Source organism: Pseudomonas sp. B12(2026) (genome assembly GCF_057767015.1).
The window spans coordinates 5,063,381-5,084,192 of sequence record NZ_CM173430.1; the positions used below are offsets into that span (position 1 = coordinate 5,063,381).

Below are 20,812 nucleotides of genomic sequence, written 5' to 3' on the forward strand. Positions count from 1 at the left end.
TGACGTGTTACAGGGCCGTCGACCTCCCCGCCTTGGTCGCTCCGAGGCGAGCCGCTCCTACGGCGGGTCGGTCAACGTCCAGCAACCGGGGCGACCCGCATCGAGCCAACAGGTGGGGTAATCGGGGTGATGCAGTTGCCAGATACCGAACAGGTAGGCGGCGAGCAGGAAGAGGATGGTCTTGAGGAAGAGGTACTCCGACATGGCGCGCTCCAGGACGTGAAGGAGAGTGGCTGGCGGAGCGAGAGGGACTGGAAGGGCGGGGTGCTGCTGCGGCGGCTGTCGGTGGGGCCCGTGCGCGCCGGGAGGAAGATCAACACCAAGGGCGCTGCCCTTGTCATCCCGCTCTCGCCGCCGAGGGCTCGGGAGCGCGGGGCGGAAGAGCTGCCCCACACTCCCCAGCCGAGGCTGTTTCTGGCGGGTGCGCGGTCAAGGGTGCGCTCCGCCCGTGCTTCCGTTCGCCGGAACGGTGGAGCTGTTCCGACGAGCCGGGAGCGCGGCCCCTGACCGGGACAGTTTGGGGCGGGCGATGCGGTCCAGTACGTTGCCGGAACCGTGCCGGTCGCGGTGCCGCATCACCCGGATCGTGCGGATGTTCGTCCAGAACATCTCGTTGGGAAATGGGTCGTCGCTGGCGACATTCTTGACCAGGAAGTACGGGTCTTCGTGGACACCCGACACCTGCAGGGCAACGCCAACGATGTGCATGCAGCACCACAGCGATTCCGGGTCCTGCTCCCATGCCAGTTCGACGAGAACGGTCTGGCCCAGATAGGCCAGCGCGCTCTGGGCGTCCAGGGTCACTCTCTCGCTATTCATGGCGGTAGTCCCCCGCGTCGAAGGTGGCCTTGCCCTTGTCAAGGTCGGCGCGGAAGCGGGCGAGGTTGACCATGCGGAAGGTACCCAGGTCGAGGCTGGGGATGGTGCCGTCTTCCGTCCATTGCTCCGCTTCGGCGTAGGACACGCCGCACATCTGGGCGAAGGCGGCGATGGTGCAGAGTTCGGGGGTGATCTGGGGCGTGCTCACAGTCGCGTCTCCTTCTCCATCAGCATGGCGGTCAGCTGCGCCACGTTGACCATCATGTGTTTGCCGTACTTCTGCGACGGGATGTAGCCGTTGCGAATCCAGCCCCAGACGATGTCGTGGCGGTCGCCCATACGTATCCAGTCGGCGAAGGCGCGCCACGGCATCAAGGGCGGGGGCGCAAGTAGGTCTTTCAGAGTGAGGTTCGTTTCTTCCACATCCATGGGCTTTCCTGCACTATGTTGGGCTTTGATGGGGTCCATCAGTGCGGATTAGCGGTGCATTAGTTGCACTGACGAAATCAAGATACCAGTGCAACGCAGAAGTGCAAATATTGAACCTATTGGGTTTATAGAACTTTATGGAATCAATGCAGGATAGAGCTGTAGCTCTTATCTATAAGACCGGTCTAGACGATCTAGTCAGGCAGTCGAGCATCAGCTACAGCCGTTGGAAAAATCTTCGCCATAAGCGGGTGAGATTGAGTACGGAGGAAGTTGAGGTGCTGGTAAAAATCTATCCTCAGTACGCTCTATGGGTAGCGAGCGGCCAGATTGCACCGGAAAGTGGGCAAACCAGTCCCGACTACGACGAAGCAAATCGAAACTTGAGCAATCAAGACGCGGGATAGAACTCACTACCAAGGTGGGCAAACGCTGGTACGCACGAAGCATCCACGCCCAGGATGCGGATACCTCAGAGAGCAAGGCTGACCACCCACCGGCCAGCCTTACCATCGATATAACTCTCACAGACTGACTACAGCACGTAGGGCTTCAGCAGCTCCGCGCGCAGTATCAATATCGACTCTGGCGCGCTGATCCCAAGACTCACCGTCTTTTCCCCGGTACGCGTCACACATACCGCGATTCCCTGATCCCTGATGTGCCGGATCAGGTCCTCATCACTCACATCCTGGTTCGCAGTCAACACGATCCGCTCATTCGCATGACGCTGAAGTACGAGATAGCTCATCGCTCGCTCCATGTTGCGGCTACTGGTCGACGCAACATGGCAGAGCGCAGAAGCGCCATAAGGCCGAAACAGGCTTTTCAGAGCTATCGTACTTTCAAGATGCCATCATCCTACATGCCAGTTAGAATCGACCCACGTAGACCCTGAGTCCGCCAGCAAGCAAGGACGCAACGTGCATGGAAAAGCGCGAGATTGACGAACAGCTCAAAAGCCTGAGCTTCGATATGGACGAGGAAATCGACGATCGCAACGAACGTCGGGGCCGGAAAGCCGCGCCACCTCGCCACGCCCACACTCCCATGGACCCCAGCCACGCCATCATTCTGGCCGCGATCATCATCGTCGGCGGCCTGTGGGGCGGAAAGCTGCTCTACGATTACATCCAGGAGCAACGCATCAAAGCCGCACTCAACGAAGCTGCTGCCCACATGGAGCAGACCATGAGGCAGGTTGAGCAAAACTCCAGACGCACCCAAGCAGAAATGCAGCAGCGAATGACTGCAGAAGAAGAGGCCAGAAAACAACGGCACGCTGAACAACTCGCCCAGGCCCAGGCAGAGCAAGCGCGCGCAAATCAGGAAAAGCGCTTCCAATCATCCCAGTGCCAGTTCTGGTGGCAGCAGCACAGTCAGAATCCTTCAGAACGAACCGCACAGAAAAAGACAGAAGCCTGCGGAGATTGATAACAGCTAGTGCAATTACTTATGGAGCAGGAAGAAAATGGAGTCAGTCGCAACTAGTGCGTCATGGTTTTTAACTGCAATTGATTATGCAGCGAAAACCACACCGTTTTTCCTCGCTATTTGCGGGGCACTTGCCTACTACTATCGAGAAAAAATTAAATCTATACTCGCGAGATCTGTTTCAGCTGAAATTGAAGAACTGAAAACAAAGCTCGCGAAGGATCTATCCTTACACCAAGCTCAGCTACAGAGAGAGCTGGAAACATATAAGGTCAGCTTGATTGCGGAAACAGAAAGGATTAAGGCAGCACAGGACTTAAAAAAATCCATTGCACTTAAATTCTATGAACGCAGATTCTCCGCAATAGCAGATATATTAGATGCCCATGCCGGACTAGAGACAGACATCATTGCACTGGCAAGGATTGAGTGCGAGCATGCTTTTGAACACGAGGTGTTCACTTCCCATCTTAAAAGCATTACCGAGCGCCTGAAAAAATCCGGGACGGCATATGGCGCCGCGCTTGTATTTATAGATAAATCCTTGCGAGATAATATTCTTGATTTTCGCATGGCTTGCACTGAAGCTTTAAAGATCCGCTCCAGTTCTATGTCGCCCGCAGTTGACGAAAACCATGAGACTCTCGCAAATCTTTTAAGGTCGGCAGTAAATCTTGAGAGGGAGCTCAGGAAGGCTATAGCTGAATACGAGAATATTTCCTGAGATGGAATGTTAAACAATAACCTTCCAAGCCATTGAAGCTTCAGAGCAAGGCACCTGGAAGAATGAAGGGACGCACTATGATTAAAGATCTTGAGCTAGAGGACTTCCTCGCTAGAAATAGAGTTCCTAGCGAAGTTTGGGAGTCGGCTGGGATTGAATGGAAACATCTAAAGGAAATCGGACTTGATCATGAGTCAAAGATAGACTCATTAGGTGATACTGCCGGATTTATTGCGGGGACCATGCAGAAGTTCAAGCGAGTACACTCGGTTCGTTGGCGAATCAAAGACGCTGAGCATCTGTTGGAGAAAATAGTCAGAAAGCTTGTCTCTCCTGAATCAAAGGAGAAGTACAAGAACATATGCAAAGACAACTACAGATCTATAATTACCGATCTAATTGGCGTTAGGTCCTTGCATCTATTCAAGGAGGATTTTGAGGAGATCCATCAGGAGATTGCTTGCACTTGGAACCTTGAAGAGACCCCGAAGATTTATATTCGCAGCGGTGATCAAACCCCTCAGGTAGATGAAAGAGAGTTTAGCGCACAAATTCACCCAAGTGGATATCGTTCAATTCATTATATAATCAGCACGCAGCCAAAAAAAGAAAAGATTCTCATTGAAGTTCAGGTGAGAACAATATTTGAGGAGGGCTGGAGCGAGATTGACCATCAGATTAGATATCCAAACTTCTCTGACAACACGCTAATTGAGTATTTCCTTCAGACATTCAATCGAATTTCTGGAAGCGCGGATGAAATGGGTAGTTTCGTTAAGATACTGGCCCTCGATATAAAATCAAAGCAAGCTCAGATGATAGAGCTATCAGGTGAAAGAGACAGAGCACTAAATGAAATGGAGAGAACCATTAACTCCATGCAAGTCGCAAAAAACCAAGGCGCTCAACTAACTGAACAAATATCTCAACTAAAGGATGAGGTTAATAGGCTGCGCGGAAATCTTAGCAAGCGAAACCCCTGGGAGTTCCACGCTGAGGAAATGCAAAAAATATTAGAAAACAGTAAGATTGCCTTTTCTTCCAGCGAGCGATGGAGGGAGATCGTGAATAGAAATCTTACGAACATTCACTCTTCGAATACAAGCTTTGGAAAAAGCCCCCCTCCTAAAGCACCAGCAGCGAAGCCAAAGAATAGTAAGCCAAAATCCGACTCTGACAAGGATAGTAAAGACTGATATATGTTGCCGTAGATGGTTCCGACACTGTCGAAAAAATGTCGAAAACAATTGCCACCACTTGCCATTACTACCTAGCCTGGCATTGATGGAGGCCGCAGTCTTATTGGCGTTGACCAACAATGACCATTAGTGGGGCAGGTAGAAAACGGGTTCAAATCCCCCCGGCTCCACCAAACGTAAACGATAAGCCCCTGATTTTCCTAGTGAATTTCAGGGGCTTTTTCTTGCCCGCAATTTACCTAGAACGTCAGGAACCCCAACCTGGGCAGCAGCGGTTCCGTACTCCCTTGTGTAACGACTTCCAGACACGGCCTGCACAGGCGCAGCCGCTCCGCATTGCAGAGCAATGGGCCGTCTTCATCCTTGGCGCCAAACGGGTCGTCGATCAGCACGCCCTTGATCAAGCCCCGGCGGAACAGTTCGCGGATGACGAGGAGATTGACCTCGGGATGCCCGGCGAGGTCGTTCACGGATTTGAAGTCGGTTTCCGAGAGCTGGCTGAGCACGGCGTTCAGCTGGGCCTGGGAAGGTTTTCGATTCATGGTGAACTCCGGGTAAAGCGGGCAAAGCAGTCACTATCGGCGTCGAATATTAATGCCTGATTAGAGGGATGGCAGGCCGACCAAGGTCGATCGGCCAGAGGGGAATGCCTGACTCAATCCCGCGAAATGCCCAGCTCCAGCAGGGCGAGGCGTTCTTCCAGGGCGGCGATGCGTCCTTCCAGTTCGACCAGGCGGGATTCGTCATGCCCGGCGCCGTCGCTGCGCTCGCCGGAGCTGCGGCTGCCGCTGGCGGCGATGGCGGCCTGGCGGTCGTCCTCGGTGCCCAGCAGGTGCATGTAGCGGTCTTCGCGCTGGCCGCCCAGGCGTTCCAGTTGCACGGCCATGCCCCGGCCGGCGAGGCGTTCCAGTTGATGGCGGACGTCCTCGGTGTCGTCGAAGTCGTGCATCCGCTGGCTGCGGGTGAGCAGTTCGTTGAGGGTCTGCGGGCCGCGCAGGAACAGCAGGCCGAGCAGGATGACCTGCGGCTTGACCAGCTCCAGGGCCTTGTCCAGGCGCTGCTCCCAGCGGTCGGCGCGGCTGCCCATGACCAGCCGGGTCATCTCGCGCCCTTCGAGGTGGCGCAGGGACTGGCCGACCAGGCCTGGGGTGAGGCTCATCACCGGGTCGCGGCTGGTCTTCTGGTTGCAGGCAGTGACCAGCGCGTTGAGGGTCAGCGGGTAGGTTTCCGGGGTGGTGACCTGCTTTTCGATCAGGCATCCGAGGACGCGGGCATCCACCGCACTCAGCGGTTCGAAGTCGGAGAGGGTGTCGAGCGACTGGCTCATGGCGGTATCCGTCAATGGAAGAACCGCCCTAGCCTAGCCAATTGCGCGGCGTTTGGCAGCCGCCGGCGCGCTCAGGCCGCGCCGGCCAGGCGGCGGTTCAGCGGGCGTTCGATCACGGCCCAGTGGGAGAAGGATTCGGCCAGTTCCCGCTCCCGTCCCTGCCCTTCGCGGCCGAGGGTGCGGCGCGCGAGATCGCCGGCGAACCAGTTGGCGGTGTTGGCCGCCACCACGCGGCCTTCGCCGTTGACCACCAGGGCTTCGTGGCCCATCTGCATCAGGCTGCCGAGCAGCACGCCCTCGAACTCGTGCAGGGCGATGTCGGCGGCGGCGACGCCGATGAAGCGGCCGTCGACCTGGATCGGCACGGAGAAGGCGAGGATGTACAGGTCGGTGCCGTAGAGGTCGACGAAGGGCCCGACCACCGAGGGTTGGCCGCTGCTGCGCGGGCGGGAGAACCAGGGCATGTTGAGGTAGTTGTAGAAGTTCTCGCTGCGCCGGTTGAAGTTCAGGCTCATGGGCACGACCTTGTCGCCGCGGCCGTGGTACCACCATTCCAGGTACATGTCCTGGTCGGCCAGCTCGCCCGGCTCGATCACCACGCCGGTGCCGTGCAGGCGCGCGCCGGTGTCGGTGAGGTCGTGGCGGATGCGCGGGCGCAACGCGCCGAGGTCCTTCGACGACGGTCGCCGGCCCTCTTCGGCGAGCTCCTGCCAGATCGCCACGACCTCGCCGGCCAGCTCGTCGAGGCGCTGGAAAACGTTACGGATGGAAGCGTCGATGCGCTGGGCGCAACGCTGGAGTTCATCCGTGGTTTGTGTGCTGGACATGACCGGGGCCTCGCGAATTCTTGTTATCACGCGGGCCATAGAGGCCCGCCGGGTCTGCTGGGTGGATCACTGGACGCGCCCCCGCGGCGGGCGGCGGGCGCGCCGGGAAAGCAGCAAGGGCTGTGCCACTCAGCCGTCGTCGAGCAGCAGGCTCAGGCGCAGGTTGATCAGGCGCTTGATCCCGCGGGTGACGTGGGCCTCGGCCAGCGCACCGGCGAGATTGGCGTCACCGGCGCCGATGGCTTCGAGGATGGCGCGGTGCTCCTGGGCGATGGCCGCCGCGCCGGGGAAGCCCTCCCGCGGCAGCCACAGCCATTCGCCGATCTCGGCCTGCAGGCGCATCTCCGCGTGGGTGAGGCGCACGGACTGGGCGGCGACGGCGATCTCGATATGGAAGCGCGCATCGGCGCGGCGCTGCTCCTGGCGCGTGGTGGCGCTCGCCAGGGCATCGAGGTACTGGGCGATGCGCGCGTGTTCGTCGGGCGTGGAACGCTGGGCCGCCAGGCGCGCGGCGGCGCCGGCGATGGCGACGTGCTCGTCGCCCAGGTCGCGCAGTTCCAGCGCACTCATCTGGCGCAGCTGGCCGAGCAGCGCGTCCTCGGAGGTGCGCTGCGGCGAGCAGACGAAGCTGCCGCCATTGCGCCCGCGCCGGGTCTCGATCACGCCGCGTTCGCGCAGCTCCGCCAGGGCGTCGCGCAGGGTCACGGTGGCGACGCCGAACTGCATCGCCAGCTCGCTTTCGCTGGGCAGTTGCTCGCCCTCGGCGTAGAGGCCGAGATCGACCATTTCCACCAGTCGGCGCGCAACTTCCTCGGTGCGCCCTTCCTGGCGCAGGCGCATGAAGCTGGCGGGGCGGACTTTCCTGAATTCGTTCATAGGCAGCGATGCGCGGGGCGCCGGTGACGGACGCTTCCTGCGCTGGGGATTCCTGTTCTGGCGTTCTGTCTGGGTCTCGGAGGCGAAGTCTACCCCGCGCGGAAGCCCCTGTGGCAGCGGCTCCGCACAAAACTATGTCTCCATATTTTTAAATGGATACATGGGCTTTCAACAAGGGATTTTCACACAAAAACCTCTTTCGAACGCTCGTTTTTTGCCCAGTATTGGCAAGCGCGAAATCATAAGATATGGTTTTAAATGTATTAGCCAGCGACGGCCCGAGAGCCGTCCCCGCCAACAACAGCAAGAACGAGGAGCGATACGCATGAGCCAGCCAACCCGCGCCGAATGGGAAGCCCGCGCCAAGAGCCTGAAGATCGAGGGCCGCGCCTTCATCCAGGGCGAGTACCTTGCCGCCGCCTCCGGCGACACCTTCGACTGCATCAGCCCGGTGGACGGTCGCCTGCTGGCCAGGGTCGCCAGCTGCGACACCGCCGATGCCGAGCGCGCGGTGCAGAGCGCCCGCGCCACCTTCGATTCCGGCGTCTGGTCGCGCATGGCGCCGGCCGCGCGCAAGGCCGTGATGATCCGCTTCGCCGCGCTGCTGGAGGAGCACGCCGAGGAACTGGCGCTGCTGGAAACCCTGGACATGGGCAAGCCCATCGGCGATGCGCTGAACGTCGACCTGCCGGGCGCCGCGGACTCCATCCGCTGGAGCGGCGAGGCCATCGACAAGATCTACGACGAAGTGGCCGCCACCTCCCAGGACCAGCTCGGCCTGGTCACCCGCGAGCCGATCGGCGTCGTCGCCGCCATCGTGCCGTGGAACTTCCCGCTGATGATGGCCGCCTGGAAGCTCGGCCCGGCGCTGGCCACCGGCAACTCGGTGATCCTCAAGCCGTCGGAGCGCTCGCCGCTGACCGCCATCCGCATCGCCCGGCTGGCCATCGACGCGGGCCTGCCGGCCGGCGTGCTGAACGTGCTGCCGGGCTACGGCCACACCGTCGGCAAGGCCCTGGCGCTGCACATGGACGTGGACACCGTGGTGTTCACCGGCTCCACCCGGATCGCCAAGCAGCTGATGGTCTACGCCGGCGAGTCGAACATGAAGCGCGTCTGGCTGGAGGCCGGCGGCAAGAGCCCGAACATCGTCTTCGAGGACGCGCCGGACCTCGCCGCCGCCGCCGAATCCGCCGCCGCCGCCATCGCCTTCAACCAGGGCGAGGTGTGCACCGCCGGCTCGCGCCTGCTGGTGCAGAAGTCGATCAAGGCGAAGTTCCTGCCCCTGGTGGTCGAGGCCATCAAGGGCTGGAAGCCGGGCAACCCGCTGGACCCGGAAACCAACGTCGGCGCCCTGGTCGACGGCCGCCAGCTGGACCAGGTGCTGGGCTACATCCAGGCCGGCCAGGACGAAGGCGCGACGATTCTCACCGGCGGCAAGCGCGTGCTGGAGGAAACCGGCGGCACCTACGTCGAGCCGACCCTGTTCGACGGCGTGAGCAGCGCGATGCGGATCGCCCGCGAGGAAATCTTCGGGCCGGTGCTGTCGGTCATCGAGTTCGAGGACGCCGAGGATGCCGTGCGCATCGCCAACGACACGCCCTACGGGCTGGCGGCGGCGGTGTGGACCCGCGACATCTCCAAGGCCCACCTCACCGCCCGCGCCCTGCGCGCCGGCAGCGTGTGGGTGAACATGTACGACGGTGGCGACATGACCGCGCCCTTCGGCGGCTTCAAGCAGTCGGGCAACGGCCGCGACAAGTCGCTGCACGCCTTCGACAAGTACACCGAGCTGAAGGCCACCTGGATCAAGCTGTAACCGCAGTGCCTGCGACGGCGCGCGGGCGATCCGCGCGCCGGAGAATAACAACAACGCCTTTTTCGCTGCGGCAGTCGATGCCGCCAGGACAATCACGATGAACAGCTCGGTACAGCCAGGCATCGCCCTGGACCGCGACGCGGAGCAGCTCCGCGCGCTGGGCTACACCTCGAATTTCGAACGCAGCATGAGCCTGTGGCAGAACTTCGCCCTGGGCTTCACCTACCTCTCGCCGGTGGTCGGCGTGTACACCCTGTTCGGCCTGTGCCTGGCCGTGGGCGGGCCGCCGATGTTCTGGTCCTACCTGCTGGTGGGCATCGGGCAGATGCTGGTGTGCCTGATCTTCTGCGAGGTGGTCTCACAGTTCCCCATCTCCGGCGGCGTCTACCCCTGGGCGCGGCGCCTGGTGGGCAAGCGCTGGGCGTGGATGGTCGGCTGGATCTACTCGGTGTCGCTGTGCGTGACCATCGCCGCCGTGGCCCTGGGCGCCGGCCCGTACATCGCCACCCTGCTCGGCTTCGAATCCACGCCGGTGACCAACACCTTCGTCGCCCTGGCGCTGACGGTGATCGCCACCCTGCTCAACCTCTCCGGCACCAAGCTGCTGGCCCGCGTGGCGATGTTCGGCTTCATCTGCGAACTGCTCGGCGCGCTGGTGATCGGCTCCTACCTGCTGCTGTTCCAGCGCCACCAGCCGTTCTCGGTGCTGTTCGACACCTTCGACATCCAGATCGACGGCAGCTACTGGCCGGCGTTCCTCGCCGCGTCGCTGGCGGGCATGTTCCTCTACTACGGCTTCGAGGCCTGCGGTGACGTCGCCGAGGAAACCCCGAACCCCAGCCGGCGCATTCCCAAGGCCATGCGCATGACCATCTGGATCGGCGGCGGCGCGGCGATCTTCGCCGCCCTGGCGCTGATCCTCGCGGTACCGGACATGCAGGCGGTGATCTCCGGCGCCGACAAGGACCCGATGACCACCATCCTCGACAACGCCTTCGGCACCACCGGCGCGCGCCTGGTGATGGCGGTGATCATCGTGTCCTTCGTCTCCTGCGTGCTCAGCCTGCAGGCCGCCGCCAGCCGCCTGCTGTACTCCTACGCCCGCGACGAGATGGTGATGGGCAGCGGCCTGCTCAAGCGCCTGTCGCCCAACACCCACGTGCCGACCGCCGCGCTGATCGCCTGCGGGGTGATTCCCGCCGTGATCGTCTGCGCCGGCTTCTACTTGCAGAACGCCATCGCCATGGTGGTGAGCTTCGCCGCCATCGGCATCTACCTGTCCTTCCAGATGATCGTCGGCGGCGCCCTGTTCGCCCGCCTGCGCGGCTGGAAGCCCAGCGGCGCCTTCACCCTCGGCAAGTGGGCCTGGCCGGTGAACATCGCCGCGCAGATCTATGGCGTGCTGGCGATCGTCAACATGTCCTGGCCGCGCACCCCGGATGCGCCCTGGTTCCTCAACTACGGGATCATCCTGGTGGGCGGCATCGTGATCGCGCTGGGGCTGCTGTACATGCTGCTGTTCCGCCCGTACGACAAGGGCACCGCGCCGCACGGGGACGCCTGGAAGCTGCATCGGCAATAAGCGTTCCAGCGAAACGAAAACGCCCGGCTGATGCCGGGCGTTTTTCATCGGGAGCGCACCCGCGAACGGGCGTTTCCGCTCAGGCGGCAGCCCCGCCGGTGATGGCCTCGAAGCCTTGCCGGATCTGCTCTTCCGGCAGGTTGTCACCGATGAAGACGATCACGCTCTCGCGCTTCTCGTCGTCCTTCCACTCGCTGTCCCAGTCGAAGCCGTAGAGCCGCAGCACGCCCTGGAACACCAGGCGGCGCTCCTCGTCGGCGATGTTCAGCACGCCCTTGTAGCGCAGCAGCGAGTTGCCGTGCCATTGCAGCAGGTCGTCCATGAACGCGCTGAGGCGCTCGATGTCCAGCGCGCGCTCGCTGCGCAGCACCAGGGTGGTGATGCGGTCGGCGGTGTCCGCCGCCGGGCGCGCGGGGCGCAGCAGCGGGCGCAGGCCAACGTCGGCGTTGAGGTTGAAGCCGCGCACGTCGAGCAGGCGCTCCAGCTCGATGGCGCCGTGCGCCACCGGATGGATCTCGGCGCGGCGGTTGATGCGCTGCAGGCGCTCCAGCAGCGCGTCGTACTGCTCCGGCGACGCCAGGTCGCGCTTGCTCACCAGGATGCGGTCGCCGAAGCCGACCTGGGCCTGGGCGATGGCTTCCTGCAGGTGGCGCTCGGCGTTGGCGGCGTCCACCAGGGTGATGATGCCGTCGAGCAGGTAGCGCTCGCGCAGCGTCTCGTCGACGAAGAAGGTCTGCGCCACCGGGGCCGGGTCGGCCAGGCCGGTGCATTCGATCACCACCCGGTCGAAGTCCAGCTCGCCGTTGTCGCGGCGCTCCAGCAGGACGAACAGCGCGCGCTCCAGGTCGGTGTTGATGGTGCAGCAGACGCAGCCGTTGGACAGCGTCATCACCTGCACCGCGTCGTCGCCCAGCAGTTGGCCGTCGATGGGCGTCTCGCTGAACTCGTTCTCGATCACGGCGATCTTCAGGCCATGCTCGGCCTTGAGGATGTGCTTGAGCAGGGTGGTCTTGCCCGCCCCGAGAAAGCCGGTGAGGACGGTCACCGGAATCTGCGGCGCGCTTGCGGAATCGGTCATGGGGACATCCAGGCAATCGGAAATGAAAACGGGCCGCGATCGCTCGCGGCCCGCATCTCTATTCATGAAACGTCGGCGAGGCAGCCGAGGCAAGGCGCCAGTGGCCGGAAAAAGCGGAGTCTACTGCAGTAGATGAGCATTTTTCCGGCCGCTGGCAACGCAGCATCGGCCACGCAGCCAGTTTCATCCGATCAGCAGCAGCGGATCGGTCTCCCCTTGCCGCCACCGTAGCGCGCCTCCTGGCGCTCGCGGAAGAACTCCTCGTAGGTCATCGGAGTCTTGTCCGGGTGCTTGTTCTGCATGTGCTGAACGTAGGTGTCGTAGTCGGGCATGCCGACCAGCATGCGTGCGGCCTGCCCGAGATACTTACCCATGCGGCTGAGGTCGTTGAACATGATGAACCTCCGTCAGGCGTCCGGAATCGGCTGGAAGGGCGCTTCCTTGTCGGTGCGTTCCTTCTTGCTCCAGGCGCTGGCGCCGACCTTGATGGAGTACACCAGCACGCTGAACACCACCAGCAGGAACAGCACGGTGAGGCCGGCGTTGATGTAGGCGTTGACCATCACGGTCTGCACCTGGGCCAGGTCCTTGGCCGGAGCCAGCACCTGGCCGGCATCCAGCGCGGCGCCGTACTTCTTGCCCAGCGCGACGAAGCCCACGGCCGGGTTCGAGTCGAAGATCTTGATCAGCCCGGCGGCGGAGGTGCAGATCAGCAGCCAGGCGGCCGGCAGGGCGGTGACCCAGACGTACTGCTGGCGCTTCATCTTGATCAGCACGACGGTGGCCAGCATCAGCGCGATGCCCGCGAGCATCTGGTTGGAGATGCCGAACAGCGGCCACAGGGTGTTGATGCCGCCCAGCGGATCGACCACGCCCTGGTACAGCAGCCAGCCCCACAGCGCGACGCAGCCGCCGGTGCCGACGATGTTGGCGGTCCAGGATTCGGTCTTCTTCAGCGCCGGGACGAAGTTGCCCAGCAGGTCCTGCAGCATGAAGCGCCCGGCACGGGTGCCGGCGTCCACCGCGGTGAGGATGAACAGCGCCTCGAAGAGGATCGCGAAGTGGTACCAGAAGGCCATGGTGTTCTCACCCGGCAGCACCTGGTGAAGGATGTGCGCGATGCCCACGGCGAGGGTCGGCGCACCACCGGCACGGGCCAGGATGGTGGTTTCGCCGATGTCCTTGGCGGTCTGCGTCAGCACCTCGGGGGTGATCACGAAGCCCCAGCTGCTGACGGTGGCGGCCACCGCGTTGACGTCGGCGCCGACCACGGCCGGCGGGCTGTTCATGGCGAAGTACACGCCCGGTTCGATCACCGAGGCGGCGACCATCGCCATGATGGCCACGAAGGATTCCATCAGCATGCCGCCGTAGCCGATGTAGCGGGCGTCCGGCTCGCGGTTGAGCAGCTTGGGCGTGGTGCCGGAGGCGATCAGCGCGTGGAAGCCGGAAACGGCGCCACAGGCGATGGTGATGAACAGGAACGGGAACAGGCCGCCTTTCCACACCGGGCCGGTGCCGTCGACGAACTGGGTCAGGGCCGGCATCTTCAGGCCCGGCATGACGATCACGATGCCGATGGCCAGGGCGACGATGGTGCCGATCTTCAGGAAGGTCGACAGGTAGTCGCGCGGCGCCAGCAGCAGCCACACCGGCAGCACCGAGGCGATGGCGCCGTAGGCGATCAGCAGCCAGGTGATCTGCACGCCGGTGAAGCTGAACACCGGGGCCCATTCGGGGTTGGCGGCAACCTGCCCGCCGAGCCAGATGGAGCCCAGCAGCAGGGCCACGCCGATCACCGAAATCTCACCGATGCGGCCCGGGCGGATGTAGCGCATGTACACGCCCATGAGGATCGCGGTCGGGATGGTCGCCATCACCGTGAACATGCCCCACGGGCTGCCGGCCAGGGCCTTGACCACGATGAGCGCGAGCACCGCGAGGATGATGATCATGATCAGGAACGCGCCGAACAGGGCGATGGTCCCCGCCACCTGCCCCATTTCCTCGCGCACCAGTTCACCCAGCGAGCGCCCGTTGCGGCGGCTGGAGATGAACAGGATCATGAAGTCCTGCACCGCGCCGGCCAGCACCACTCCGGCCATCAGCCAGAGCGTGCCGGGCAGGTAGCCCATCTGTGCGGCGAGTACCGGACCGACCAGCGGGCCGGCGCCGGCGATGGCGGCGAAGTGGTGACCGAAGAGGATGTGCTTGTTGGTCGGGACGTAGTCCAGGCCATCGTTGTTGAGCACCGCAGGGGTCGCTCGGTTGGGGTCCAGTTGCATCACCTTCTCGGCGATGAACAGGCTGTAGTAGCGGTAGGCGACCAGATAGATGGCGACTGCCGCAACGACGATCCACAGTGCGTTGACGGTTTCGCCGCGGCGAAGGGCCACGACTCCCAAGGCAAAGGCACCGACTATCGCCACCGCAAGCCATGCGAGGTGACGCAGCAGGTTGTTGTTATTGTTCATAGCGAGGCTTCCGACAGATTGAAGGCGAGAATTCGCAGAAAAAATTCTAGTCCTTTCCTACGACCCGTTCATACGACCTTAGTCTAGGTCGGTGACGTGTTTATTTCCCGAACCTCACTGCGACCTCTTCGCGCAGCGCGCAAAAGAAAGGCCCGCCTCCAGGGCGGGCCTTCGCGGTTCGGCGGGGCTCAGGCCGGCTGCTTGACGTACTGCGACAGGACCTGGTCGCGGCTCATCACCGTCAGGGTGTTGTTCAGCACCTGTTCGCCGGTGGCGTTCTGCGAGGTGAAGATTTCGCTGAAGTGCTGCTGGGTGACCTGGGCGAAGTGCGCACGGTCCTCGGTGGGAATGCCCAGCAGGACGGCGTAGGCGTCCAGCGCTTCGCCATGCCCCTGGGCCATGTTCTCGGCGATGTTGTCGAGCATGCCGTTCATGGCGAAGATCGAGCGGCCGCCGTAGCTGATGCGCTGGTTGGAGTCGCAACCGTTGGTGCCTGAGGTCAGGCCGAAGGTGGCGTTGCCGGAGGTGCCGTTGGTGGTGGTGGCGAGCAGGTGCTGGAACAGGCCCCGCTGGCCCTCGAAGACCATGTTGCCCCAGCCGCATCCCTTGCCGCTCTGACCGGCCTCGTCGGCCTGCGCCAACAGGCTGGCGGCGCCCAGCACCCCGAAGATCAAACCCTTGCTGATGAACTTCTTATCCATGTTCTGCACTCCGCTATTGGTATTGGATTGACGCCCATGGAGCTTTGGCGAGACCCGGCGACCTGTCAAACCCGTGACCGCCGCGCGCCAGGGGGTAGACGACGGCAGGGCGGCCCGACGTATTGCACGGCACTTGGCTATAGTTGAGGCGATCCCGATCGACCGGAGAGCCACGACATGACTGACGACCACGCCGAGCGCCGGCGCTTCCGGCGCATCGCCTTCGATGCCGGCACGGAAATCAGCCAGGGCGAGCGGCGCTGGAAAGTCGTGCTGCTCGACCTGTCGCTGCAGGGCGTGCTGGTGGAACGCCCCGAGCACTGGGACGTGGTGACCGGCGAACCGGTGCAGGTGCGCATCTACCTGGGCTTCGACGTCAACGTCTACATGGACGCCGAGCTGGCTTGGGAGCGCGAGGGCCTGCTGGGCTTCAACTGCCGCTACATCGACCTGGAATCCATCAGCCACCTGCGCCGGCTGGTGGAGCTGAACCTGGGCGACAAGTCCCTGCTGGAGCGGGAGCTGACACTGCTCGGCGAGCACTGAAGCGCCCCTGCAGGAGCGAGCTTGCTCGCGAACAGCCCCAGCCGCGCAGTTATCGGGAAAGCGTTCGCGAGCAAGCTCGCTCCTACGAAAAGCGGCTACTCGAACAACGCATCCAGCGCCTGCTCCAGGCGCGTCACCGCGATCACCTGCAGGCCCGCCGGCGCCTCCTTCGGCGCGTTGCCCCGGGGCACGATGGCGCGCTTGAAGCCGTGCTTGGCCGCCTCCTTCAGGCGCTCCTGGCCGCTGGGTACCGGGCGCACCTCGCCGGACAGGCCGACCTCGCCGAACACCAGCAACTGGTGATCCAGCGGCCGGTTGCGCAGGCTGGACATCACCGCCGCCATCAGCGCCAGGTCCGAGGCGGTCTCCAGCACCTTCACCCCGCCCACCACGTTGAGGAACACGTCCTGGTCGTAGGTCGGGATGCCGCCGTGGCGGTGCAGCACCGCCAGCAGCATGGCCAGGCGGTTCTGATCCAGGCCGAGGGTCACCCGGCGCGGGTTGGCCAGGTGGCTGGTGTCCACCAGCGCCTGCACTTCCACCAGCATCGGCCGCGAGCCTTCCCAGGTGGCCATGACCACGCTGCCGGGCACCGATTCCTGGGCGCGGGTGAGGAAGATCGCCGAAGGGTTGGACACTTCCTTCAGGCCACGGTCGGTCATGGCGAACACGCCCAGCTCGTTGATCGCGCCGAAGCGGTTCTTCACCGCCCGCAGCAGGCGCAGGCGGCCGTCGGATTCGCCCTCGAAATACAGCACGGTGTCGACCATGTGCTCCAGCACGCGCGGGCCGGCCAGCGCGCCTTCCTTGGTGACGTGGCCGACCAGGAAGATCGCCGTGCCGCTCTGCTTGGCGAAGCGCACCAGCAGCGCCGCGCTCTCGCGCACCTGGGCGACGCCGCCGGGGGCCGATTGCAGCTGTTCGGTGAAGATGGTCTGGATCGAGTCGATCACCATCACCTTCGGCTGCTCCTGGCGCGCGGTGGCGATGATGCTTTCGATGCAGGTCTCGGTCATGACCTTGAGCTTGTCTTCCGGCAGGCCGAGGCGGCGGGCGCGCATGGCGACCTGCTGCTGGGACTCCTCGCCGGTGACGTAGAGCGCCGGCAGGCGCGCGGCGACGTTGCAGAGGGTCTGCAGGAGGATGGTGGACTTGCCGATGCCGGGGTCGCCGCCGATCAGCACCACCGAACCGTCGACCAGGCCGCCGCCGAGCACGCGGTCCAGCTCCGCCGAGGCGGTGGAGAAGCGCGGCATCTCCTCGACGCTGACTTCGGCGAGGGTCTTGATGTTGGCCTGCTGGCCGGCCCAGCCGCCACGGCCGGAGCTGCCGGAACCGCCGGTGGGCGTGGTGTCGACGACGGTCTCGACCAGGGTGTTCCAGGCACCGCACTCAGCGCACTGGCCGGCCCATTTGGGGAAGGTGGCGCCGCACTCGGTGCAGCCGTACATGCGCTTGGCCTTGGCCATGGGCGGACTCCGTCGAAGACAAAGCCCGCATCATAGCCAATCGGGGCAGGCGCTTCAGGACCTGTTTGCGATCTCGCGAGCTAGAGCAGAACAAGGCGAGATCGGTTGCGGGGGCGGAGTTTACAGGCAGTGAATGAGCACCCCGAAACCGATCCCAACGCAGTTATGCCGACGCGCAGCAGATCGTAAGCAGGTTCTCAGCCCGCGAGGCGGCGGTACTGACACTCCATGTCGTGCCGCAGGCTTTCGCGGCGCATCAGCAGCGACGCCAGGGTGCAGTCGGGGCGTTCGATGCCCTCCTCCACCCGGCCGATGCGCTGGTCCAGCAGCTCGTACTGCAGCTTCAGGCGGATCAGGCGCTCCTGGGCGCGGAGGGTTTCGACGTTGCGTTTGGAGAGCTTGGTGACGGACGGGCCAGGGGACGGAATGACTTTACGCATGGCGGTGGCACCCGTTGGAAAAGGATGGCGGCAGCCTACGCCTGGCGCAGGCCATCACCCTTGACACCAATCAAGCTCAGGAAGATCGCTTGAGCAGGTCGGCGATCTCGTCCTTCAGCGTCACCCGTTGCAGCTTCAGTGAATTGAGCGAGAGGTCGTCCATCGCCGCGCGACCGTCCTCGATATCGTAGATTTGCCGGTCAAGCTCCTCGTAGCTGGCGGCGAGGCGGGTGAACGTGGCGTCTTTCCCGTGCAGCCGGGTCATCAGTGCCTTGTGGTCGGGAAATTCGCGGGACAGGGGATGATGCTCGAGCGGCATGGCGGACCTCCTCACATGGATGGGTTGCCCGTTAAGCCTAGCCCACCCGGCGGGCGCGCCCAGCACCGCCGGTCATCGAACGATTCGGGGTGAACGGACCGCGGCGGGCCGCTAAACTGCCCAACTGTCCCCCCTCAGTTACAAGGAGTTCCTGCATGAGTCTGCTTAGCGAGTTCAAGGCCTTCGCCGTCAAGGGCAACGTGGTCGACATGGCCGTCGGCATCATCATCGGCGCCGCCTTCGGCAAGATCGTCTCGTCCTTCGTCGGCGACCTGATCATGCCGCCCATCGGCCTGCTGATCGGTGGCGTGGACTTCTCCGACCTGGCGATCACCCTCAAGGCCGCCGAGGGCAACACGCCCGCGGTCATGCTGGCCTACGGCAAGTTCATCCAGACCTGCCTGGACTTCCTGATCGTCGCCTTCGCCATCTTCATGGGCGTGAAGGCCATCAATCGCTTCAAGCGCGAGGAAGAGGCCGCGCCGGCAGCACCGACCAAGGACCAGGAACTGCTGGGCGAAATCCGCGACCTGCTCAAGGAACAGCGCAACCGCGCGCCCTGAGTTTGCGGCCCACCCCGTCGCAACGGCGGGGTGGGCTGACACCGTTTCCGAAAACCTACCAGTAGTTCTCCACCGCGATCTGCCCGGGCTTGCGCGTCAGCGCCAGGCTCATGCCGCGCTCCTTCAGCACCGCACGGGTGTCCTCGATCATCTGCGGGTTGCCGCAGAGCATCACCCGCGAGTGTTCCGGGCTCAGCTCCAGGCCAGCGGCCCGCTCCAGCTCGCCGTTCTCGATCAGCGTGGTGATCCGCGCATTCAGGCAGCCGGGGACGCTCTCGCGGGTGACCACCGGGATGAACTGCAGCTTGTGGATGTGCTCCGCCAGGTGCTCCATCGCGGCGAAGCTGGCGATCAGCTCGCGATAGGCCAGTTCCTTCTCCTCGCGGGCGCTGTAGACCAGCTTGATGGTCTCGAAGCGCTCCCACACCTCGAAGTCCTGCAGGATCGACAGGAAGGGCGCAAGGCCGGTGCCGGTGGCCAGCAGCCAGAGGTCGCGGCCGTCGGGGAAGCGGTCGAGGGTGAGGAAGCCGAAGGCCTGGCGGTCCACCAGCAGCTGGTCGCCGACGCACAGGCGGCTGAGCTCGCTGGTGAACTCCCCGCCCGGCACCACGATGGAGAAGAACTCGAGGAACTCGTCGTAGGGCGCCGAAACCATCGAATAGGCGCGCCAGACGATGCTGCCGCTGGGCTTGTACACGCCCAGGCGGGCGAACTGCCCGGCGCGGAAGCGGTAGCCGCTGTCGCGGGTGGTGCGCAGGGTGAACAGGCTGGGGGTCAGGGTCTGCACGTCCAGCAGGGTCTGGCGGGTGAACTTCTCTTCGCTGGCGGTCATCGTCCGCTCCTTTCTCAAGAACCGGCCCATTTTCCCGTATTGGCAGCGTAAGGAACACCCGCAAGGCTTGTGGCTATCCCGATAGATAGTCACAAGCCTGCTCTGCATCAGTGCTTGCGGTTGACCACCTGCGCCGCGCGCAGCACGTCGCCGCCGATCTCGCCCTCGAACTGCTTCCACAGCGGCTGCATGGCGGTGCGCCAGGCCTCGCGCTCGGCCGGGGTCAGGCCGACGATGCGCGCCTTGCCGTTGCCGGCCACCTGCTCGCGCGCCTTCTGGTTCAGCGCCTCGGCATCCTTGTTCACCTCCGCCGTCACCTCGTCGATGATGGTTTCCAGCTGGATGCGCACCGGATACGGCAGGCTGTTCCAGAACTTCTGGTTGCTGATCAGCATGTAGCTGAGCACGCCGTGGTTGGTCTCGGTGACGAACGGCTGGGCGCCGTCGAGCTTCTGGCTGGCGATGTTCGACCAGGTGTTCTCGGTGCCCTGCACCCGGCCGTCCTGCAACGCCTGGAGGGTCTCGGCGAAGGGCAGTTTCACCGCCTTGGCGCCGAGCAGGCCGAACTGCGCATCGATCACCGACGACGGCTGGATGCGGAAGCTCAGGCCCTTCACGTCCGCCGGCGCGCGCAGTTCGCGGTTGGCGGAAAGCTGCTTCATGCCGTTGTTCCAGTAGGCCAGGCCGTAGATGCCGGAGCGGGCCATGGAGTGCAGCAGTTCGCGGCTCATGCTGCGCTTCTGGAAGCGCTTCACCGCCTCCAGGTCATCGAACAGGAACGGCAGGTCGAAGACCTCCAGCTGCCTGGTGTAGCCCTCGAACTTGGACAGCGACGGCGCCAGCATCTGCACCTTGCCGTCCTTGAGCGCCTGCAGCTCGTCGGCATCGCCGACCAGCGTGGAGTTGGAGAACACCTCGACCTTCACCTCGCCGGCCAGGCGCTCCTCCACCAGCTTCTTGAACAGCAGCGCGCCGCGGCCCTTCGGGGTGTCGTCGGCGACGACGTGGGAGAACTTGATCACGATGGGCGCATCGGCGAAGGCCGGTTGGGCCACCAGGAACAGGGCGGACAGCGCCACCCCAAGCAACGAACGGTACATCGACATCCTTATGCAATGGCAATAGCCCGGCACGCGAGCGAGTCGCGGGTCGAGGTTTCGTGAAGACTTCCGAGGTTGGTGGCCGCAGGTCGGCGGGACGCAGTCCCGGGATCGGGCCCTACCGGGTCGCGCGGGGCGCCCGGTTATTATTGGCAGGCCGCCACGCAGACGAAGGCGGGGCGGATAGGCGATAATTTTTCGGTATTCAGTCGGTCCACACAAGTCGCCGACAGCCAACCCCGTCTCAGTTTCAT

26 protein-coding genes are annotated in these 20,812 nt (G+C 63.4%); 8 read left to right on the plus strand and 18 right to left on the minus strand.

The window, feature by feature from the left end:
• Window positions 1-57 precede the first annotated feature (57 nt).
• From AC3B6A_RS23565 to AC3B6A_RS23580, 4 genes are all read right to left on the minus strand, one after another.
• Window positions 58-204 (minus strand): hypothetical protein, encoded by a 147-nt coding sequence (locus AC3B6A_RS23565; RefSeq protein WP_488399511.1) that lies wholly within the window; start codon window positions 202-204, stop codon window positions 58-60.
• Window positions 205-429: 225 nt separating this feature from the next.
• Window positions 430-819, minus strand: coding sequence for a hypothetical protein (locus tag AC3B6A_RS23570; protein ID WP_488399512.1), 390 nt, complete (start codon window positions 817-819; stop codon window positions 430-432).
• A complete protein-coding gene (locus AC3B6A_RS23575) occupies window positions 812-1,027 on the minus strand; it encodes a hypothetical protein (protein ID WP_488399513.1) in 216 nt (71 codons plus the stop codon). The genes AC3B6A_RS23570 and AC3B6A_RS23575 overlap by 8 nt, the downstream gene beginning before the upstream one ends.
• Complete coding sequence (locus AC3B6A_RS23580) at window positions 1,024-1,248, minus strand: DNA-binding protein (protein WP_488399514.1); 225 nt, start codon at window positions 1,246-1,248, stop codon at window positions 1,024-1,026. The genes AC3B6A_RS23575 and AC3B6A_RS23580 overlap by 4 nt, the downstream gene beginning before the upstream one ends.
• Window positions 1,249-1,385: 137 nt before the next feature.
• Here AC3B6A_RS23580 and AC3B6A_RS23585 point away from each other — a divergent pair, with 137 nt between their 5' ends.
• Window positions 1,386-1,655 carry a hypothetical protein gene (locus AC3B6A_RS23585; RefSeq protein ID WP_488399515.1) on the plus strand — a complete coding sequence of 90 codons (270 nt, stop codon included), beginning with the start codon at window positions 1,386-1,388 and terminating at the stop codon, window positions 1,653-1,655.
• 128 nt (window positions 1,656-1,783) lie between these two features.
• Here AC3B6A_RS23585 and AC3B6A_RS23590 read toward each other — a convergent pair whose 3' ends face one another.
• Window positions 1,784-1,999: a carbon storage regulator gene (locus AC3B6A_RS23590; RefSeq protein ID WP_488399516.1), complete on the minus strand. Its 216-nt coding sequence runs from the start codon at window positions 1,997-1,999 to the stop codon at window positions 1,784-1,786.
• 176 nt (window positions 2,000-2,175) lie between these two features.
• Here AC3B6A_RS23590 and AC3B6A_RS23595 point away from each other — a divergent pair, with 176 nt between their 5' ends.
• The 3 genes from AC3B6A_RS23595 (at window position 2,176) to AC3B6A_RS23605 (ending at window position 4,602) form a co-directional block, all read left to right on the plus strand.
• Window positions 2,176-2,682: a hypothetical protein gene (locus tag AC3B6A_RS23595; RefSeq protein ID WP_488399517.1), complete on the plus strand. Its 507-nt coding sequence runs from the start codon at window positions 2,176-2,178 to the stop codon at window positions 2,680-2,682.
• Window positions 2,683-2,719: 37 nt separating this feature from the next.
• Complete coding sequence (locus AC3B6A_RS23600) at window positions 2,720-3,406, plus strand: hypothetical protein (protein ID WP_488399518.1); 687 nt, start codon at window positions 2,720-2,722, stop codon at window positions 3,404-3,406.
• A gap of 77 nt (window positions 3,407-3,483) precedes the next feature.
• Window positions 3,484-4,602, plus strand: coding sequence for a RelA/SpoT domain-containing protein (locus tag AC3B6A_RS23605; protein ID WP_488399519.1), 1,119 nt, complete (start codon window positions 3,484-3,486; stop codon window positions 4,600-4,602).
• A gap of 242 nt (window positions 4,603-4,844) precedes the next feature.
• Here the strand turns inward: AC3B6A_RS23605 and AC3B6A_RS23610 are convergent, their stop codons facing one another.
• The 4 genes from AC3B6A_RS23610 to AC3B6A_RS23625 all read right to left on the minus strand — a co-directional run bounded on the left by AC3B6A_RS23610 (window position 4,845) and on the right by AC3B6A_RS23625 (window position 7,635).
• Entirely contained in the window at window positions 4,845-5,147 is a 303-nt protein-coding gene (locus tag AC3B6A_RS23610) for a hypothetical protein (RefSeq protein WP_488399520.1), read from the minus strand.
• A 113-nt stretch (window positions 5,148-5,260) separates the two neighbouring features.
• A complete protein-coding gene (locus AC3B6A_RS23615) occupies window positions 5,261-5,932 on the minus strand; it encodes a YceH family protein (protein WP_488399521.1) in 672 nt (223 codons plus the stop codon).
• 71 nt (window positions 5,933-6,003) lie between these two features.
• Window positions 6,004-6,759, minus strand: coding sequence for a cache domain-containing protein (locus AC3B6A_RS23620; RefSeq protein ID WP_488399522.1), 756 nt, complete (start codon window positions 6,757-6,759; stop codon window positions 6,004-6,006).
• A 129-nt stretch (window positions 6,760-6,888) separates the two neighbouring features.
• Entirely contained in the window at window positions 6,889-7,635 is a 747-nt protein-coding gene (locus AC3B6A_RS23625) for a FadR/GntR family transcriptional regulator (protein WP_488399523.1), read from the minus strand.
• A gap of 325 nt (window positions 7,636-7,960) precedes the next feature.
• On the opposite strand from AC3B6A_RS23625, the gene AC3B6A_RS23630 reads away from it, so the two are divergent.
• Together AC3B6A_RS23630 and AC3B6A_RS23635 are read left to right on the plus strand one after the other, a co-directional pair.
• Entirely contained in the window at window positions 7,961-9,454 is a 1,494-nt protein-coding gene (locus tag AC3B6A_RS23630; RefSeq protein ID WP_488399525.1) for an aldehyde dehydrogenase, read from the plus strand.
• Between the two features lie 97 nt (window positions 9,455-9,551).
• A complete protein-coding gene (locus tag AC3B6A_RS23635) occupies window positions 9,552-11,036 on the plus strand; it encodes an APC family permease (protein WP_488399526.1) in 1,485 nt (494 codons plus the stop codon).
• A gap of 79 nt (window positions 11,037-11,115) precedes the next feature.
• On the opposite strand, the gene yjiA is transcribed toward AC3B6A_RS23635, so the two are convergent.
• From yjiA to AC3B6A_RS23655, 4 genes are all read right to left on the minus strand, one after another.
• Window positions 11,116-12,114 carry a GTPase gene (gene yjiA, locus AC3B6A_RS23640; protein ID WP_488399527.1) on the minus strand — a complete coding sequence of 333 codons (999 nt, stop codon included), beginning with the start codon at window positions 12,112-12,114 and terminating at the stop codon, window positions 11,116-11,118.
• Between the two features lie 191 nt (window positions 12,115-12,305).
• Complete coding sequence (locus tag AC3B6A_RS23645) at window positions 12,306-12,509, minus strand: YbdD/YjiX family protein (protein ID WP_015478970.1); 204 nt, start codon at window positions 12,507-12,509, stop codon at window positions 12,306-12,308.
• 12 nt (window positions 12,510-12,521) lie between these two features.
• Window positions 12,522-14,588 (minus strand): carbon starvation CstA family protein, encoded by a 2,067-nt coding sequence (locus AC3B6A_RS23650; protein WP_488399528.1) that lies wholly within the window; start codon window positions 14,586-14,588, stop codon window positions 12,522-12,524.
• Between the two features lie 188 nt (window positions 14,589-14,776).
• Entirely contained in the window at window positions 14,777-15,289 is a 513-nt protein-coding gene (locus AC3B6A_RS23655; RefSeq protein ID WP_488399529.1) for a DUF3015 domain-containing protein, read from the minus strand.
• 177 nt (window positions 15,290-15,466) lie between these two features.
• On the opposite strand from AC3B6A_RS23655, the gene AC3B6A_RS23660 reads away from it, so the two are divergent.
• Window positions 15,467-15,835 (plus strand): PilZ domain-containing protein, encoded by a 369-nt coding sequence (locus AC3B6A_RS23660; protein ID WP_488399530.1) that lies wholly within the window; start codon window positions 15,467-15,469, stop codon window positions 15,833-15,835.
• 95 nt (window positions 15,836-15,930) lie between these two features.
• Here the strand turns inward: AC3B6A_RS23660 and radA are convergent, their stop codons facing one another.
• The 3 genes from radA to AC3B6A_RS23675 all read right to left on the minus strand — a co-directional run bounded on the left by radA (window position 15,931) and on the right by AC3B6A_RS23675 (window position 18,063).
• On the minus strand, window positions 15,931-17,304 hold the full coding sequence (radA, locus tag AC3B6A_RS23665) for a DNA repair protein RadA (RefSeq protein WP_488399531.1): 1,374 nt from the start codon (window positions 17,302-17,304) through the stop codon (window positions 15,931-15,933).
• A gap of 197 nt (window positions 17,305-17,501) precedes the next feature.
• Window positions 17,502-17,744 (minus strand): hypothetical protein, encoded by a 243-nt coding sequence (locus AC3B6A_RS23670; protein WP_488399532.1) that lies wholly within the window; start codon window positions 17,742-17,744, stop codon window positions 17,502-17,504.
• Between the two features lie 76 nt (window positions 17,745-17,820).
• Window positions 17,821-18,063, minus strand: coding sequence for an HP1242/YdcH family protein (locus AC3B6A_RS23675; RefSeq protein ID WP_488399533.1), 243 nt, complete (start codon window positions 18,061-18,063; stop codon window positions 17,821-17,823).
• A gap of 155 nt (window positions 18,064-18,218) precedes the next feature.
• Between AC3B6A_RS23675 and mscL the strand changes: the two genes are divergently transcribed.
• Window positions 18,219-18,626, plus strand: coding sequence for a large-conductance mechanosensitive channel protein MscL (gene mscL, locus AC3B6A_RS23680; RefSeq protein ID WP_488399534.1), 408 nt, complete (start codon window positions 18,219-18,221; stop codon window positions 18,624-18,626).
• A gap of 55 nt (window positions 18,627-18,681) precedes the next feature.
• Here mscL and AC3B6A_RS23685 read toward each other — a convergent pair whose 3' ends face one another.
• Together AC3B6A_RS23685 and AC3B6A_RS23690 are read right to left on the minus strand one after the other, a co-directional pair.
• Window positions 18,682-19,458, minus strand: a complete 777-nt coding sequence (locus tag AC3B6A_RS23685; protein WP_488399535.1) for a ferredoxin--NADP reductase — start codon at window positions 19,456-19,458, stop codon at window positions 18,682-18,684.
• Window positions 19,459-19,565: 107 nt separating this feature from the next.
• Window positions 19,566-20,558, minus strand: coding sequence for a TRAP transporter substrate-binding protein (locus AC3B6A_RS23690; RefSeq protein WP_488399536.1), 993 nt, complete (start codon window positions 20,556-20,558; stop codon window positions 19,566-19,568).
• Between the last annotated feature and the right edge of the window lie 254 nt (window positions 20,559-20,812).

Coding starts and splice junctions, on each gene's coding strand:
- AC3B6A_RS23565 (WP_488399511.1), bottom strand. CDS start 204: ATGTCGGAGTACCTCTTCCTCAAGACCATCCTCTTCCTGCTCGCCGCC.
- AC3B6A_RS23570 (WP_488399512.1), bottom strand. CDS start 819: ATGAATAGCGAGAGAGTGACCCTGGACGCCCAGAGCGCGCTGGCCTAT.
- AC3B6A_RS23580 (WP_488399514.1), bottom strand. CDS start 1,248: ATGGATGTGGAAGAAACGAACCTCACTCTGAAAGACCTACTTGCGCCC.
- AC3B6A_RS23585 (WP_488399515.1), top strand. CDS start 1,386: ATGGAATCAATGCAGGATAGAGCTGTAGCTCTTATCTATAAGACCGGT.
- AC3B6A_RS23590 (WP_488399516.1), bottom strand. CDS start 1,999: ATGAGCTATCTCGTACTTCAGCGTCATGCGAATGAGCGGATCGTGTTG.
- AC3B6A_RS23595 (WP_488399517.1), top strand. CDS start 2,176: ATGGAAAAGCGCGAGATTGACGAACAGCTCAAAAGCCTGAGCTTCGAT.
- AC3B6A_RS23600 (WP_488399518.1), top strand. CDS start 2,720: ATGGAGTCAGTCGCAACTAGTGCGTCATGGTTTTTAACTGCAATTGAT.
- AC3B6A_RS23605 (WP_488399519.1), top strand. CDS start 3,484: ATGATTAAAGATCTTGAGCTAGAGGACTTCCTCGCTAGAAATAGAGTT.
- AC3B6A_RS23610 (WP_488399520.1), bottom strand. CDS start 5,147: ATGAATCGAAAACCTTCCCAGGCCCAGCTGAACGCCGTGCTCAGCCAG.
- AC3B6A_RS23615 (WP_488399521.1), bottom strand. CDS start 5,932: ATGAGCCAGTCGCTCGACACCCTCTCCGACTTCGAACCGCTGAGTGCG.
- AC3B6A_RS23620 (WP_488399522.1), bottom strand. CDS start 6,759: ATGTCCAGCACACAAACCACGGATGAACTCCAGCGTTGCGCCCAGCGC.
- AC3B6A_RS23625 (WP_488399523.1), bottom strand. CDS start 7,635: ATGAACGAATTCAGGAAAGTCCGCCCCGCCAGCTTCATGCGCCTGCGC.
- AC3B6A_RS23630 (WP_488399525.1), top strand. CDS start 7,961: ATGAGCCAGCCAACCCGCGCCGAATGGGAAGCCCGCGCCAAGAGCCTG.
- AC3B6A_RS23635 (WP_488399526.1), top strand. CDS start 9,552: ATGAACAGCTCGGTACAGCCAGGCATCGCCCTGGACCGCGACGCGGAG.
- yjiA (WP_488399527.1), bottom strand. CDS start 12,114: ATGACCGATTCCGCAAGCGCGCCGCAGATTCCGGTGACCGTCCTCACC.
- AC3B6A_RS23645 (WP_015478970.1), bottom strand. CDS start 12,509: ATGTTCAACGACCTCAGCCGCATGGGTAAGTATCTCGGGCAGGCCGCA.
- AC3B6A_RS23650 (WP_488399528.1), bottom strand. CDS start 14,588: ATGAACAATAACAACAACCTGCTGCGTCACCTCGCATGGCTTGCGGTG.
- AC3B6A_RS23655 (WP_488399529.1), bottom strand. CDS start 15,289: ATGGATAAGAAGTTCATCAGCAAGGGTTTGATCTTCGGGGTGCTGGGC.
- AC3B6A_RS23660 (WP_488399530.1), top strand. CDS start 15,467: ATGACTGACGACCACGCCGAGCGCCGGCGCTTCCGGCGCATCGCCTTC.
- radA (WP_488399531.1), bottom strand. CDS start 17,304: ATGGCCAAGGCCAAGCGCATGTACGGCTGCACCGAGTGCGGCGCCACC.
- AC3B6A_RS23670 (WP_488399532.1), bottom strand. CDS start 17,744: ATGCGTAAAGTCATTCCGTCCCCTGGCCCGTCCGTCACCAAGCTCTCC.
- AC3B6A_RS23675 (WP_488399533.1), bottom strand. CDS start 18,063: ATGCCGCTCGAGCATCATCCCCTGTCCCGCGAATTTCCCGACCACAAG.
- mscL (WP_488399534.1), top strand. CDS start 18,219: ATGAGTCTGCTTAGCGAGTTCAAGGCCTTCGCCGTCAAGGGCAACGTG.
- AC3B6A_RS23685 (WP_488399535.1), bottom strand. CDS start 19,458: ATGACCGCCAGCGAAGAGAAGTTCACCCGCCAGACCCTGCTGGACGTG.
- AC3B6A_RS23690 (WP_488399536.1), bottom strand. CDS start 20,558: ATGTACCGTTCGTTGCTTGGGGTGGCGCTGTCCGCCCTGTTCCTGGTG.